The sequence below is a fragment of the Inediibacterium massiliense genome, assembly GCF_001282725.1.
Lineage (GTDB): Bacteria > Bacillota > Clostridia > Peptostreptococcales > Thermotaleaceae > Anaerophilus > Anaerophilus massiliensis.
Genome location: NZ_LN876587.1, coordinates 431,150 through 447,944 on the forward strand (window position 1 = coordinate 431,150; position 16,795 = coordinate 447,944).

11 protein-coding genes are annotated in these 16,795 nt (G+C 31.2%); 7 read left to right on the forward strand and 4 right to left on the reverse strand.

Going from position 1 to position 16,795, the window contains the following annotated elements:
* Positions 1 to 171 precede the first annotated feature (171 nt).
* From BN2409_RS10590 to BN2409_RS10610, 5 genes are all read left to right on the forward strand, one after another.
* Positions 172 to 5,229, forward strand: coding sequence for a DUF7507 domain-containing protein (locus tag BN2409_RS10590; protein ID WP_053956606.1), 5,058 nt, complete (start codon positions 172 to 174; stop codon positions 5,227 to 5,229).
* 262 nt (positions 5,230 to 5,491) lie between these two features.
* Positions 5,492 to 6,325 carry a deoxyribonuclease IV gene (locus tag BN2409_RS10595; protein ID WP_053956607.1) on the forward strand — a complete coding sequence of 278 codons (834 nt, stop codon included), beginning with the start codon at positions 5,492 to 5,494 and terminating at the stop codon, positions 6,323 to 6,325.
* Positions 6,326 to 6,493: 168 nt separating this feature from the next.
* The gene (locus BN2409_RS10600) at positions 6,494 to 7,030 is read left to right on the forward strand and encodes an RNA polymerase sigma factor (RefSeq protein ID WP_053956608.1); all 537 of its coding nucleotides are present in this window, start codon (positions 6,494 to 6,496) and stop codon (positions 7,028 to 7,030) included.
* Positions 7,030 to 7,935: a DUF4367 domain-containing protein gene (locus BN2409_RS10605; RefSeq protein ID WP_053956609.1), complete on the forward strand. Its 906-nt coding sequence runs from the start codon at positions 7,030 to 7,032 to the stop codon at positions 7,933 to 7,935. The genes BN2409_RS10600 and BN2409_RS10605 overlap by 1 nt, the downstream gene beginning before the upstream one ends.
* Positions 7,936 to 8,184: 249 nt before the next feature.
* The gene (locus BN2409_RS10610; protein WP_242847949.1) at positions 8,185 to 8,940 is read left to right on the forward strand and encodes a YetF domain-containing protein; all 756 of its coding nucleotides are present in this window, start codon (positions 8,185 to 8,187) and stop codon (positions 8,938 to 8,940) included.
* A gap of 17 nt (positions 8,941 to 8,957) precedes the next feature.
* Here the strand turns inward: BN2409_RS10610 and BN2409_RS10615 are convergent, their stop codons facing one another.
* Together BN2409_RS10615 and BN2409_RS10620 are read right to left on the reverse strand one after the other, a co-directional pair.
* Positions 8,958 to 9,347: a CBS domain-containing protein gene (locus BN2409_RS10615; protein ID WP_053956610.1), complete on the reverse strand. Its 390-nt coding sequence runs from the start codon at positions 9,345 to 9,347 to the stop codon at positions 8,958 to 8,960.
* 101 nt (positions 9,348 to 9,448) lie between these two features.
* Positions 9,449 to 9,856 carry a RusA family crossover junction endodeoxyribonuclease gene (locus tag BN2409_RS10620; protein WP_053956611.1) on the reverse strand — a complete coding sequence of 136 codons (408 nt, stop codon included), beginning with the start codon at positions 9,854 to 9,856 and terminating at the stop codon, positions 9,449 to 9,451.
* Between the two features lie 99 nt (positions 9,857 to 9,955).
* Between BN2409_RS10620 and lepB the strand changes: the two genes are divergently transcribed.
* Both lepB and BN2409_RS10630 read left to right on the forward strand, forming a co-directional pair.
* On the forward strand, positions 9,956 to 10,495 hold the full coding sequence (gene lepB / locus BN2409_RS10625) for a signal peptidase I (RefSeq protein WP_053956612.1): 540 nt from the start codon (positions 9,956 to 9,958) through the stop codon (positions 10,493 to 10,495).
* A 155-nt stretch (positions 10,496 to 10,650) separates the two neighbouring features.
* Complete coding sequence (locus tag BN2409_RS10630; protein ID WP_053956613.1) at positions 10,651 to 13,011, forward strand: Lon protease family protein; 2,361 nt, start codon at positions 10,651 to 10,653, stop codon at positions 13,009 to 13,011.
* Between the two features lie 5 nt (positions 13,012 to 13,016).
* On the opposite strand, the gene BN2409_RS10635 is transcribed toward BN2409_RS10630, so the two are convergent.
* Both BN2409_RS10635 and BN2409_RS10640 read right to left on the reverse strand, forming a co-directional pair.
* A complete protein-coding gene (locus BN2409_RS10635) occupies positions 13,017 to 13,649 on the reverse strand; it encodes a TetR/AcrR family transcriptional regulator (RefSeq protein WP_053956614.1) in 633 nt (210 codons plus the stop codon).
* Between the two features lie 22 nt (positions 13,650 to 13,671).
* Positions 13,672 to 16,788 carry an efflux RND transporter permease subunit gene (locus BN2409_RS10640; protein ID WP_053956615.1) on the reverse strand — a complete coding sequence of 1,039 codons (3,117 nt, stop codon included), beginning with the start codon at positions 16,786 to 16,788 and terminating at the stop codon, positions 13,672 to 13,674.
* Positions 16,789 to 16,795 lie beyond the last annotated feature (7 nt).

Here is a 16,795-nt window from a genome sequence, read left to right on the forward strand (position 1 = left end):
ACACATAAGCAGTCATTATAAATATTATATAGTAGGTAATTATTTTATTAAGTTGAATTTTAAATGAATAACCAAGTAAGTAAATGAAACAAGGATAAGTTAGAAACTTAAGTAGCGAATATGGCTATTATATACAAAAGGATGAAAAATATTAGATGGGAGGGGTAATATATGGCTGCAACTATTACTGGAATAGTTTTTAATGACTTAAATAATAATGGTGTATTAGATCCAGGAGAACCCGGGATACCTAATGTTTATGTGGTTATACGTGATCCTAATGGAGTATGTACCACAGTACAAGCAGATTTAGCTGGAGTATATACTTTTTCAAATCTTACTGTAGCTGGTAATTATACTGTTTATGAAACTGATATAGATCCAGGTGCTACTTGTCCACCTACAACCTTCGGACAACCGGCAGGATTTACAAACTCCAGTACTTTTAGAACACAAACAATAAATGTAACTCAAACCCAGATAAATAATGATGCTATTATTAATGGAAGAAATTATGGTCATGATAATCCAAATATCTTCTTTTGTGGACCCATTGCGTATCAAGTTGCTGTAGAAGCAGGAGCTACCAATAGCCAATTGGTAAGGATTAACTTAGTAACAGGTACTGCAACTGTAGTAAATCCTGATATGGGAGTCAACATTAATGCAATTGGATATAATATTCTAGATGATATGATATATGGTATAGAAGATAATAGTACAAATCTTGTAAGGGTGGCAGAAGATGGAAGTATAACTAATTTTGGAGCTATTACAGGATTACCATCACCATCACCAGGAAGATATAATGTAGCTGATATAGATGATCAAGGGAATATGTATGTAACTAGACAACTTCAGACAACAATGTATGTAGTTGATGTAAATCAAAACTCACCAACCTTTGGGCAAGTAATAAATACAGTAACATTATCAGAAGTTACTAATGTAGCGGATTGGTCCTATAGTGTAAGTGACGGTATGCTGTATGGTGTAAATGGCGCTACTGGTAATGTAGTAATGGTTAATCCAACAACAGGGGCTGTTACAGTATTAACAACAAATGGTATTCCTACTGGGAGTGCTTATGGAGCTACCTTCATGGGGGCTGATGGTACCCTGTATGCAATAAATAATGATACCGGAGTTGTTTATCGTATAACAATTTCAGGTAATACGGCTACAGGTATAGCTTTTGCTCAAAGTATACCAGCAGAGCTAAATGATGGAGCATTGTGTGGCAATGCTGAAGTTTTAGTAGACTATGGGGATGCTCCAGATTTAACACCAGGAACTGGACCAGATGACTATAACACATTATTTGCTAATAATGGACCTAGACATTTAATACTAAATAGATTAACTTTAGGAACTCAAGTAACAGGTGAAGCAGATGCTTATGCCAATTTAACTACAGATGCTACAGGAGATGATATACCACAGGGAATACAAGATGATGGTGTTACTTTACCACTTACGCCATTATTGGCAACAGATACAAGTTATTCTTTAACAGTAGATGTGGTAAATGAAACAGGATTGCCAGCCAATGTATATGGATGGATAGATTTTAATCAAGATGGGGTATTCCAGGGGAATGAGGCTGCACCAGTTGTAGTAGTACCATCAGCTCCAGGAGTGCAACAAGTAGTATTAAACTTTACAGTACCTGTAGGTGTTATATTAACACCAGATCATACCTTTGCAAGAGTTAGACTTACAACAGATGAGCTAATCAATCAAAATCCTTTACCAACAGATGAAGATACAAGAAGTATAGGGCCAGCATCAGATGGAGAAGTTGAAGATTATTATTTACAAATAGATCCAGTAGCAGATCTATCTATTGTTAAAACAATAAATCCAGACCCAGTAGTGGCAGGAGAAGAAGCAACTTATACAATAGAAGTATTTAATGCAGGACCATCAGATGCATTGAATGTAACATTAACAGATGTAATACCAGCATGTATACTAAATCCAGAATTTTCAATAGATGGAGGAGTAACCTTTAGTCCATGGGTAAGTCCTTACAATATAGGTACAATAGTAGCGGGAGGTACAGTTACTATATTAATAAGAGGAACCGTAGATCCATCATGTACTGGAACAATAACCAATACAGCAAGAGTAGATAGTACAACACCAGATCCAGATCCAACAAATAATGAAACGACCATAGTAACTCCAATAGATACTTCAGCAGATGTATCAGTAGTAAAGACAGCAAGTCCAGCTCCAGTAGTAGCAGGAGAACAAATTGAATATACAATTAATATATCAAATGCAGGACCATCCGATGCTCAAAATGTAAGTTTAGCCGATATAGTACCAGCAGAAATATTAAATCCAGAATTTTCAACAGATGGAGGAATAACCTTTAGTCCCTGGGTAAGCCCTTATAATATAGGAACCTTAGCAGTAGGAGCTACAGTTACAATATTAATAAGAGGAACCGTAGACCCATCTTATACAGGAGGAACTACAAGTAATACAGCAACAGTAAGTAGTATAACACCAGATCCAGATCCAACAAATAATACTTCAACAGTGGAGACACGTGTAGAAACATCAGCAGATGTATCAGTAGAAAAGACAGTAAGTCCAGCTTCAGTAGTAGCAGGAGAAGAGGCAACTTATACAATAGAAGTATTTAATGCAGGACCATCAGATGCGCAAAATGTAAGATTAACAGATATTATACCAGTATGTATATTAAACCCAGAATTTTCAATAGATGGAGGAGTAACCTTTAGTCCATGGGTAAGCCCTTATAATATAGGAACCTTAGCAGCAGGAGTTACCGTTACCATATTAATAAGAGGAACCGTAGATCCATCATGCACAGGAACAATAACAAATACAGCAAGAGTAGATAGTACAACACCAGATCCAGATCCAACAAACAATGAAACAACCATAGTAACCCCAATAGATACTTCAGCAGATTTATCTATAACTAAAACAGTAAATCCAGCTCCAGTAGTAGCAGGAGAAGAAGCAACCTATACAATAGAAGTATTTAATGCAGGACCATCTGATGCATTGAATGTAACATTAACAGATGTCATACCAGCATGTATACTCAATCCAGAATTTTCAATAGATGGAGGAGTAACCTTTAGTCCATGGGTAAGCCCTTATAATATAGGAACCTTAGCAGCAGGAGCTACCGTTACCATATTAATAAGAGGAACCGTAGATCCATCATGTACAGGAGTAATAACGAATACAGCAAGAGTAAGTAGTCCAACGCCAGATCCAGATCCAACAAACAATGAAACAACCATAGTAACCCCAATAGATACTTCAGCAGATTTATCTATAACTAAAACAATAAATCCAGATCCAGTAGTAGCAGGGGAAGAAGTAACCTATACAATAGAAGTAACCAATGCAGGACCATCAGATGCATTAAATGTAACATTAACAGATGCAATACCAGCATGTATACTAAATCCAGAATTTTCAATAGATGGAGGAGTAACCTTTAGTCCCTGGGTAAGCCCTTATAATATAGGAAGCTTAGCAGCAGGAGCTATAGTTATGATATTGATAAGAGGAACAGTAGATCCATCTTGCACAGGAACAATAACAAATACAGCAAGAGTAGATAGTACAACACCAGATCCAGATCCAACAAATAATGAAACAACCATAGTAACCCCAATAGATACTTCAGCAGATCTATCTATAACTAAAACCGTAAGTCCAGCTCCAGTAGTAGCAGGAGAAGAAGCAATCTATACAATTGAAGTATCCAATGTAGGACCATCCGATGCATTAAATGTAACATTAATAGATGCAATACCAGTATGTATACTAAACCCAGAGTATTCACTAGATGGAGGCTTAACATGGGTAGCATGGCCAGGAGCAGTAAATCTTGGAACGATTGTAGCAGGAACTACAGTTACCATATTAATAAGAGGAACAGTAGACCCAGCTTGTAGGGGAGTAGTCATGAATACAGCCAGAATAAATAGTACAACACCAGATCCAGATCCAACAAACAATGAAACAACAATAACAACCCCAATCGATACGTTAGCAGATTTATCAGTAGTAAAGATATCAAGTCCAGATCCAATATTGGCAGGAGAGTTGTTAACTTATACAATAGACGTATCCAATGGAGGACCATCCGATGCCCAAAATGTAAGTGTAGCAGATATAGTACCAGTAGAAATATTAAATCCAGAATTTTCACTAGATGGAGGAATAATCTTTAGTCCATGGGTAAGCCCATATAGTATAGGAACTTTAGTAGCAGGAGCAAGTATAACCATATTCATAAGAGGAACACTAGATGCATCCTATGCAGGAACATTAACCAATACAGCCAGAGTAAGTAGTCCAACGCCAGATCCAGACCCAACAAATAATACGTCAACAGAAACAACCCAAGTAGAATTAGCAAGACTAGATTTGGTGAAAAGTGCAGATAAAAAAGTTGTTGATATAGGAGATACTATAACTTACAGAGTAATTATTACAAATTCAGGAACTTTGATCGCTCAAAATATTATATTTAAAGATACTATTCCAGAAGGAACATCATTTATTCAAGATAGTGTCAAAGTAAACGGTATACAAAGACCAGGAGAAAATCCATTATTGGGTGTAAATATAGGAGATTTATCGCCTGGAAAATCTATTGTAGTTGAATTTGAAGTCATGGTAGATTTTATTCCATGTTTACCAAAACTAATCAACATTGCATCAGTTGATTTTAATTTTCAAGTAGGATCATCTGGAGAGATTCAAACAGCAAGTGCCCAAAGTAATGAGGTAATTATAGATGCTGGTCTTAAAATATTTAAACAAATAAGTGTAGAGGAAAATGTTGTGATCCCTCCTCAAAAGCCAGATGCAGAAGAAATATTAGAAGTTAAGGTAGAGGTTGAAATAGACGAAACTTATTATATAAAAACACCTGTTGTAACTTCTTATGAAGGGCAAGTATTGACAGGAAATAAACTAATTGTAGAAGGAACATTAAAGCAAAAAGTATTATATATAGCAGATGAACCAACTCAGTCAGTACATGCAGCTCATTTTCATGTTCCTTTTAGTACTTTCTTAGTATTGCCACAAGATTGTAAAAACTGTGGTTTGGTTAAAGTAGAAGGGATAGTAGAAGATGTATTTTTCCAATTACTTGAAGATAAGAGAACCGTATTTAAGAATATTACTTTATTAATAAAAGGGAAGAATATTTGCAAATAAATGAGAAATCTTCTCCTTAGAAAATATCAACTAAGGAGGAGATTTTTATATAAAATAATTGGGTATTATATTGATTGAAAATGTGATAAGCAATATTATGAAAATAAAAATATAATATAAAATTATTGTACAGAAATGATATACTTGTTTTAGATATTGATAAAATTAAGCTTATAATGGTTAATAAATTAGAATACTTTAAATGATGATAAAGAAGGTTCTTAGGATAAAAAAGTTTGTAGATAGAATAGGAGGAAATATTTTGATTCATATTGGTTGTCATTTATCTATATCCAAAGGTTTTTACAAAGCAGTACAAGAGGCATTAAGTATTGATGCAAATACTTTTCAATTTTTTACGAGAAATCCAAGAGGAGGAAATGCAAAAGATTTAGATTTAGAGGATATCAAAAAATTAAATGAACTTATGAAACAAAATCATTTTGCACCGATTCTGGCTCATGCTCCTTATACAATGAATTTATGTTCATCTAAACCAGATATTCGTGAATTTGCAAAGAATATGTTAAAAGATGATTTAGAAAGGTTAAAATATATACCGAATAGTCTATATAATTTCCATCCAGGATCTCATACAGGACAAGGAGTAGAAAAGAGTATAGAGCAGATTATTGATGCTTTAAATGAAACGATCACAAATGATACAGAGACTTGGATTTTATTAGAAACTATGAGTGGAAAAGGAACCGAAGTGGGAAGATCCTTTGAAGAAATGAAACAAATTATAGATAGAGTCCAATATAATAAAATAGGTTTATGTCTAGATTCTTGTCATTTGTATTCAAGTGGGTATGATATTGTCAATGATTTAGATGGGGTGATTGAAGAGATTGATCAAAGAATAGGGATAGATAGGGTAAAGGCATTTCATTTAAATGATAGTAAACATGAACTAGGAAGTAATAAAGATCGTCATGAACTGATAGGAAAAGGAAAAATTGGGTTAGAGGCTATTGTAAATATTATTACGCATCCCAAACTATCTCATATTCCGTTTATTCTAGAAACACCGAATGATGTAGAAGGTCATGGAGAAGAAATAAAAATGCTAAAATATAGTTTGTCAGCAGACTGACTAAGAAATAAAATTCTTAGTCATTTTTTATTGTATATGGAAAGATAAGATAATTTTAATCACTATGGAAATTTTTAAAATGCTTTTCAAATATATGGAACCTTATGCAGATCATATCCATCTAATAAGTGTAATACTTAGCTAAGTAGAAAATAGGAGGATCATATGATGGAAATTATATCATTTTTCGATCATCGAAAAAAGACATCCGTATCTAAAGCAAAGAGTGGAGATCAACAAGCGTTTTTATCACTCATAGATGAAAATCGATTAAATATGTATAGAGTAGCTAGAGGAATTTTAAAAAATGAAGAAGATATAAAAGATGCTATTCAAAATACATTAATCAAAGCATTTGAGAATATATGCACTTTAAAAAAAGATAAGTATTTTAAAACTTGGTTAATAAGAATTTTAATCAATGAGTGCAATGAAACCATAAGAAAAAACAAAAGAAGTATTTCTCTAAATGAAAATATAAATCCTCTAAATGAAAAATATAATGATTGTTATCAAAATATGGATTTGATTCAAGCACTCCATTCATTAAATGAAGAATTGAGAGTGACCATTACATTATTTTATTTTGAGGATCTTTCTGTTAAGAACATATCACAAATTTTAGAAATTCCCCAAGGAACTGTTAAATCAAGACTGAATCGAGCAAGAACAAAGCTTAGAGAAATATTAGGGGAGGATGAATAATGATGATGAATGATGATAAGTTATTTGATAGAAAAATGAAAGAAAAATTTAAAAAGGAAGTTTTTGAAATTCCCCAAAATATGAATGAAGAATTCGAACATACTTTAACATGGATTAAAAATAAGGAGGTTTCCAATATGAAAAAAGTAAGTCACAAAAAAAGAGTAGGTGTCATAGCTGCATCTATTGTGTGTGTATTGTGTGCATCTACAATTATTATGCAAACTACATTTGCTCAAGAGATTGTTGATAAGATTATTAAAAGCTTATCTTTGAATAATATAACAATATTTGAGAATAAAGATTATAAGTGGGAGGATCAAGAAATACCAGAATCAGCTAAAGGAAAAGTATTTGATAAAGATGGGCATGTAATAGAAAAAATTACATTAGATAATAAAGATGAAATGTACAATGCAAATAGAGAAAAGGTTTTTGGTGTAGATCCTGATGGAACATTAATAACAGAAGCAGTACAAAGGGAAAATTTAGAAAGAAATGCTCAAGAGAATCCAGTAGATGATGTCATTGTAAAGGATTCTAAAAAGTTAAATGGATATACTCGCTTTGATGTAAAGTTACCAGCTTATGTACCAAAAGGTTTTGAATTTGATTATGGTGAGTTTTACAAAGATGATAATGGAGAGATCTTTGATGAAGCATGTGCTTTATATTTTATAAACCACAAGACAGAAGAAACAATATTTATATCTCAAACCTATATATGCGAAGAATCATCAGCGGAAACTGCATTTAACAACATTAAAAAAGTAAAGGTAAATGGTAAAGAGGCTATTGTAGGGGATGAAGGAATTGTTTGGGAAGCCAATGGAGTAAGATATTTAATGTATACGTATAATTTAGGTACAGATGAAAGTGTAAAAATTGCTGAATCTATTCAATAAAATAGAAAAAAAGTATATTTATAATAAGAGAGATATGAGTCAAATCATATCTCTTTTTTACATTGAAAATTTAAAGCATTTCTTTTTTGTGAAGAATGTAGATGATAAAAAATCCTACTACTATAAATATAGCTGTAAAAATACCTTCATACAATAAACTCATAAAAACACCTTCTTTTATGTATAGTATTTGCAAATAGAAACAAAATAAACTAAGACTTAAGTGAAGATGATAAAGAAGGTGTAAAAATGAGAATGTTAATAGAAGGTATAAAAATGAAAATATTAATAGAAGTAATCATTCAAACTTTTTTAGCTTTTTTTTCAATACTGTTTATTACAAGATTATTAGGTCGTCAACAGGTATCTCAATTAACCTTGTATGAATATATAAATGGAATCACATTTGGTTCTATTGCAGCAACTTTAGCTACAGATGTAAATCAAAAAACGTATCAGCATCTGGTAGGACTCACTCTATTTGGTCTTTTAACGGGGATTGTAGCTTATATTTCTTTAAAGAAAAGAAACTTTAGAAAATTAGTAGATGGAGAGCCTGTTATTGTGATTCAAGATGGAAAAATATTAGAGACAAATTTAAAAAGAACGAGATACAGTATAGATGATATCAATCAACTTTTGAGAGGAAAGGATTGTTTTTCAATAGATGAAGTAGCCTATGGACTTTTAGAGATCAACGGAGAAATGAGCATTATAAAAAGAGTAGATAAAAGAAATGTTACATTAGGGGATTTGAATTTAACAGGAGAGCAAGAAAGTATTCCTACAGAAATCATTATAGGAGGACAAATAATTTATGAGAATTTAAGAAAAAGAAAAATAACAGGAAAAGGCTTGATGGATCAGTTAAAAATGTATGGAGTAAAAAAAATAGATGAGGTCATGTATGCAAGCTTAGATGAATATGGAAAGTTATATGTAGACAAATATGATGATACATTAAGAAATCCATTAGATATAAGTGAAAATAATAAAGGAATATAGGACTGCAATTTGCAGTCCTATATTTGTGAAGATTGTTTTTTTATAAAATAATCAATAATATCTTCAAAAGAAATAATACCTATTACCTTATGATTTTCAATAACAGGCATGGCAACAATATTATTTTCTCTAAGACGCTTTGCAATAGATAAAATATGTTCATCCCTTTGTGCAGTAACTACGTTTTTACTCATTACCCATTCGATAGGACAACTTCCATAGTGTCCTGGATCTATTAAAAATCTATAAATATCTGCTTTTACAATCATTCCTACTAACTCATTTTCTTTATTGACGATAGGAGCGCCATTGATATTTTTTTCATTCATGATTTTTAAAACATCGAATACGGTATCTGTTATCATAAAGGTAATAGCAGGGCAACTCATAATTTCTTTTACGATCATAAAAAAATCCCCCTTTATTGCTTCTTATTTAGAAGTATTCTATATAAATGGAAAGAATTCCTCTTTTTTAATGATGTATTTTTAAGATATATACCCTTATTTTATTCAATACAATCAATTTGGTAAGAAACTTTATATTTACTGGTTTCATATAACTCTATTTCAATTCTAGGGTTTTTCTTATCTATGTAATCAAAAAGGAGGACAGGTTTTAATTGTTTATCATTTTCAATAATTCCACTTTTTTCTATGCCATCACAAATACTTTTTGGATAATTGTGTAGATCTCCCATTCTTTTGTCTGGAAAATATAATTTAATAATGGTAATAATATTTCCTGTTAAAGGAGATCCATCATATTGTTGATTGATATATCCTGCAATTTTATTTTCATAGGCAATATATTTACTGTGTTTCCCTTCCTTGGGCATCCATACTTGTCCATGAATATTTTTAAGTTTAAAATTTGATTTGCTAATGGGTTTTCCTGGCACAGTAATTTTAATCATTTTTACACCTCCAAGGATATTCTAACACATAAGGTGCATATAATAAATTAAAGAAATGGTAATAATCTATACAAATATACATAAGGATGTGATCATTTTATGGATAGATTATTGAAGTGGATTAAATATATTTTTGTAGGACTTACTATTTTTGTTGTAATTGAAAAATTTATATTTGGATTAACGATTGTACAAGGTATGTCTATGCAACCCACCCTTCACAATCATGATAAACTTTTTGTGAATAAAATAGCATATTTTTTGGAAAATCCTCATCATGGAGATATTGTAATTTTTAATCCTCCTATTGATGAAAGAAAAGATGAGCTTTTTATTAAAAGGGTCATTGCAGTAGAAGGAGATGAATTTTCAATTCAAGAAGGAAAATTATACATTAATGGAAAAGAAATAGAGGAATCCTACATTCAGCACGAAAACTATGAAGAAAGGTTTTATGAAGTGACAAAAGGGCAGGTACCAAAAGGTATGGTATTTGTTATGGGAGACAATAGAAATGACAGCAATGATAGTAGATGTTTTGGATTTGTTCCTAAAAAAAATATAAAAGGAAAAGCAAATATAAGAATATGGCCTATGGATGCTATACAAACTTTTTCAAATACTGAGAAGACAAATTAGTCTTCTTTTTTATTTACAAATAAAGAATCCATGAACTTTTCTAAAAAATATGCATAAAGATAAGTAAAAGGAAAAATTATAAAAATCAAGGAAAATATGAATATATTATGAATAAACTATACTAAAGGTATGGATCATGATAAAGGGGGAAGTTTATGAATCAGAGGAAAGAACTTTCTTATTTACAATTAAAAAAAAGTTATAACCCCGAGGATTTTTCTTTTTATTCTACAGAAGAATTAGATGCATTAGATGGAATTATAGGACAAAATAGAGCTGAAAAATCAATGGAGTTTGGACTTCGTGTAAAAAATACAAAATATAATATATTTGTTACTGGACTGAAGGGAACAGGGAAAAAAAGCTATATTCAAAAAATAGTGAGAGAAAAAGCTCAAAAAGAGGATATTCCAGATGATTGGTGTTATGTATATAATTTCTATGATCCTAATAGTCCTATTTCCATTCATATGTCTGCTGGAATGGGAAGAATATTTTCAGAAGATATGGATCAATTAGTAAAAGAGCTTCTAGAAGAAGTTCCAAAGGCTTTTTCTGATGAAGAATATGAATTAGAAAAAGCAGAAATTATAAAAGAATACAAGCAAAGTCGGGAGCTTCTTTTAGATGAGTTATCCAAATATTGTTTAGAAAATGGATTTACTATTAAAAGCACAACTAAAGGATTTGCCCTAACACCTACTCAAGATGGAGAAGCAATGAGTGATGAGGCGTATGAAAAATTAGATGAAGAAGAAAGAAAAAAAATAGAAAAAAAAGCACAAGATGTTGAAAAGAAAGCTTTAGAATTTTTGAAAAAAATAAAAGGAATAGAAAGTATTACAAAGGATGAAATTTTAAAGCTTGATCAAATAGTAGCTAAAGAAATTATAAAACCTTATATGGATGTATTATTCAATAAATATAAGGAATATAAAAAAATTATAAACTATTTACAAGATGTACAAGAGGATATGATAGAAAATATATATGATTTTGATTTATCAGAAAGTGAAAGAGAAGAGAAAGAAGAGAATTTTTTAAAGAGATATAAAGTAAATATTTTTATTGATAATAGTGAAAATGAAGGAGCTCCTGTAGTGATTGAATACAATCCTACTTATAATAATCTTATAGGTAAGGTTGAATATGAAAATGAACAAGGATCTTTAAAAACTGATTTTACTATGATTCGACCAGGAGCTATTCATAAGGCTAATGGAGGATACTTGATTTTGCAAGCTAGTGAAATTTTAATGAATGTAAAATCTTGGGATACTTTAAAAAGAATTATGCGAACAGGGACAATTAAGATAGAAAGTTTAAGAACCCAACTGGGTGTTGTAGATATTGTTTCTTTAAAACCAGAAGCTATTCCTATTTCTATGAAAGTAATATTAGTAGGAAATCCATACCTGTATAGTCTTTTATATGCTTATGATGAGGATTTTGAAAAACTATTTAAAATAAAGGTAGATTTTGATTCTGTCATGGATGCTACCATGAGCCGTGCAAAAAAAATGGCAAGATTTTGTAAATTTTTTTGTACAAAAGAAAATATAAGGCATTTAGATCCTAGTGGAGTAGCAAAAATATTAGAATATAGCCATAAAATAGCTGGAAGCCAGAAAAAATTTACTACAAGATTTAATAAAATTGTGGAATTATTGATTGAAGCAGATGTTTGGGCAGAACTAGACAAAAGTTTGTTGATTACAAGAGATCATATAAAAAAGGCATATTTGGAAAAAATATATAGAAATAATAAAATAGAAGATAAAATTGAAGAAATGTATCATACAGGAAAAATTTTATTTAATTTAAAAGGAAAAGAAGTAGGCAGAATATATGGTTTATCAGTTCTTGATCTTGGAGACTTGATGTGTGGAAAGCCTACGGCTATCACTGTTACCACTTTCTGTGGAGGAAAAGGCATCATTAATATTGAAAGAGAAGTCAAAATGAGTGGAAGTATTCATGATAAGGGTGTCATGATTTTAGAAGGCTATTTAAGTGAAAAGTTCGCTCAAGAGTATCCTTTAAGTGTAACTGCTAAAATTTGCTTTGAACAAAGCTATAGTGGAATAGATGGAGATAGTGCTTCTAGTACAGAACTTTATGGAATTTTATCTAGTTTAAGTGATGTTCCTATTTTTCAAGAAATTGCAGTAACAGGATCTGTAAATCAAAAAGGTGAAATACAACCTGTAGGAGGAGTAAGTGAAAAGATAGAGGGCTTTTTTTCATTATGTAAGCATTTTGGCTTAACAGGAAAACAGGGTGTAATGATTCCATATCAAAATATCGATGATCTTGTCTTATTTGATGAAGTAATTGATGCAGTGAAAGAAGGAAAGTTTCATATTTATCCTATTTCTAATATTGAGGAAGGGATAGAAATTCTAACAGGAATATCCTTTAATGAAATTTGTAAAAGATGTAGAGAAAAATTAAATAAATTTAGAAGCAATATAGAAAATAAAAATCATAAAGAAAAGAGAATAAAAAGAAGGTAGAAACTTTACTTAGTTTCTATCTTCTTTTTGTTTTCAAGAGAGATGGATAGATCAACACTAGGATTTTTGATGCCATTTAAAAGAGCATCATATAAATTAGTAAGCTCTATTTGTTTTGCAAAATTATCTTTCATACAAAATTTACTAACCAAAATTTGATGAACACTTCCTATAAAGATCAATGAAGAAAGATATGGATCTATATTTCTAAAAAGATTTTTATGAATACCTTCCTCGATGATTGTGGCAATAAATTGGACGGTTGCTTCTCTTTGTCTTTGCATTATTTTTGTTATCTCTACACCAATATATTGGGATTCATGTATAAATATATGTGCCAGATCTCCAAATTTTTTCATACATTCTTCTTCTAATACAATATATATTCTTAATTTTTCAATAACAGATTCTTCGTTTTTCATAGATGTTACAAGGTTACGAAAATACACATCTGTATAATATTGAATCATTTTTAAAAATAAATCTTGTTTATTTTTAAAATATTCATAAATTGTACCTTTACCAATACCTGCTTCCGAAGCAATGGTACTTACTTTGGCTTTATGAAAACCGTCTTTACAGAATACTTTCATGGCTGATTGAATAATCATTATTTGTTTTTTATTCAAATTAGACATAATAACCTCCAACTTTATAATACTAATGGATTTCTTTAATAGGTTCTTTTTTTCTTTTAAATTTGGATTTTATCTTGGATGATAAATCATCAAAGATAGTATATACAACAGGAATAAAAGATAAAGTAAGAACTGTAGACAAACTAAGACCTCCTACTACGACTGTAGCCATTGGTGCTTGAGTAGAAGCACCTTCTCCTATTCCTAAAGCCAAAGGAAGTAATCCAAGTACCGTTGTAAGTGTTGTCATTAAAATAGGTCTAAATCTTGTAGAAGCAGCCTTTTGAATAGCTTCTGTCCTAGCTACTCCGGTTTGTCTTAATTGATTGATATAATCTACTAAAACAATGGCATTGTTTACAACAATTCCAGCCAGCATAATAATACCTATAAAAGCTGGAACAGATAAAGCTCTATGTGTTAAGAAAAGGCCTATAAATCCTCCAGATAAAGCAAATGGAACAGAAAGCATAACTGTAAAAGGATGCAATAAAGATTCAAATTGTGAGGCTAATATCATATATACAAGAATAATCGAAAGAATTAACGCTTTTACAAGGCTTGAAAAGGCTTCTATCATATCTTGTTGTTGTCCTGTAAAATTATATCTATATCCTGATGGAAGATTATAATCATCAAGCTTTCTTTTGATATCATCTGTTACAGATTTCAAATCTCTTCCATGTAAGTCCGAAGAAATAGTAACTGTTCTTACTTGATCAATTCTTTTAATTTGAGTAGGAGAGTTCCCATATTCGATGGTTGCAATCTGACCGATGGGAACTACCATACCTGTAGGAGTTTTAACCAAAATTTGTTTCATGTTTTCAATAGATGACTTTACATGATCTTGTAAAGAAACATTTACATCGATTTCATCTCCATCGAATTTAAAAGTAGTAGCTTTTGATCCATCTATTGAGCTTTTTAAAATATTTGCCAAGTCAGAGGTTGTAATTCCGTAAAAGGAAGCTACATCTCTATTTAAAATAATTCGTGCTTCTGGTTCACCTTCCTCTGTATCTGAAGATACATCTGCTGTACCAGGTACAGATTTTACAAATTGTTCAAAGTCTGAACCAATAGATTTTAAAAGATCTATATCATCTCCTTTGATTTCAATTTGTATAGCAGAACTTTGAGGACCGCCTCCTCCCATAGAAGAAGATTCACTTACTTTAATATCTGCTCCAGGAATCATTTCAACTTTCTTTCTTACTTCATTGACAATTTCTTCTGTAGATCTTTTTCGTTCTTCTTGTTTTTTTAGGGCCCCAATAACTGTTGAGCTATTAGAAGCTGAAGTTGAAAAGCCTTCACTAGAAGAAACCATCGTAAACACTTTTTCTTTTTCTGGGATTGCTTTTACAATGTTTTCTACCTGTGCAACAATATGGTTGGTATCTTCAAGACTTGTTCCAAATGGAACTTCAATATTTACAGTAAACATACCTTCATCTTCTTTTGGAAAAAACTCAGCTCCAATGAGGCCAACTAAAGCAGAAGACGCAACAAATATAAAAAGACCTATGAAAATAGTTGTTTTTCTATGGTGTAATGAAAAATTTAATATTTTTCCATAAATATCTCCTAATTTATCAATAAAAAGAGAAAATAGATCTAATAATTTTCCGATAGATAAACCCGAATGTTTTCTCGATTTTACTTCTCCTACTTTTAGAATTTTGGAAGAAAGCATAGGTACAATGGTTAAAGATATAAGTAAAGATGCAATTAATGAAAATGTAACTGTAAAGGACAATTGTTTAAATACAATAGCAGTGAATCCTTGTACAAATACAATAGGTAAAAATACGGCAATAGTAGTCATTGTAGAAGCAAATACTGCCATACCTACTTCTTTGGCTCCATAGATTGCAGCTTCTTTGATAGATGTACCTTCTTCTCTAAGACGATAAATATTTTCTAAAACAACAATAGAGTTGTCTACAAGCATTCCTATACCTAATGCCAATCCTCCTAAAGAAATAAGATTGATGGTTAAGCCTCCAAAGTACATAAGAGCAAAGGTTGCAACGATAGATATAGGAATAGCGATACCGACAATAAAAGTAGAACGTAGATTTCGTAGGAAAAGGTATAGAATTACAACGGCTAAAAGTCCTCCTATAACAGCATTTTCAGTAACATTACGAATAGATTTATTAATAAATTCTGATTGATCTACTCCTACTGTAATATTAATTTGAGGGTAGTCATTTTCTACAACAGCTATTTCTTGTAATACTTTTTGAGCAACTTTAACAGTATTTGCTACAGATTGTTTTTTGATAGCAATACCGATTGCATTTTTATTATTCACGCGAATTAAACTTTCTTTGTCCTTGTAATCTAAAGTAATCGTAGAAACATCTGAAAGCTTGATGATTTCCCCACTTTTAAGAACAATAGGAACATTTTCAATATCTTCTACAGATTTAAATTCTCCTGTGGTTCTAGCCAAAAGCTCTTTAGAACCTGTATGAACTTTTCCTCCTGGGAGATTCATATTTTCAGATCTTAATACATTTTGAATTTGAGACAATGAAAGTCCATAGCCAGATAATTTATCTTGATCAATTTTAATTTTTACTTCTTTCTCATTTCCTCCATAAGTATCTACAGAGGCTACACCGTCAATTCTTTCAAACCTAGATACAATTTCATCTTCTACAAGAGATTGAAGCTTGCCTTCTTCTAAATTAGAAGAAACACCTAATTGTATAATAGGCTGAGCATTTGGGTCTATTTTTAATACCATTGGAGTAGATGCATCATCAGGGAGCATTTTTTTTACTAAATCAACTTTTTCTCTCATCTCAAGGGAGGCCATATCCATATCTGCACTAGATTCGAATTCAGCCACTACAATAGAACTTCCTTCTCTAGAATAAGAAGAAATTTTCTTAAGTTTACTAACAGTTGCTACAGATTGTTCAATAGGTTTAGTAATTAATGTTTCAATTTCCTCAGGAGCTGCACCGCTATAGTTTACAGATACAATAGCTACTGGAATTTCCATTTCTGGATATAGATCTATAGGAAGTAGTGTAAGACATACGGTACCTAATAATACAGCAATAAGCATAAACATTAGAGTAGTGACAGGTCTGTTTACAGATGTTTTTGATACATTCATATAATCA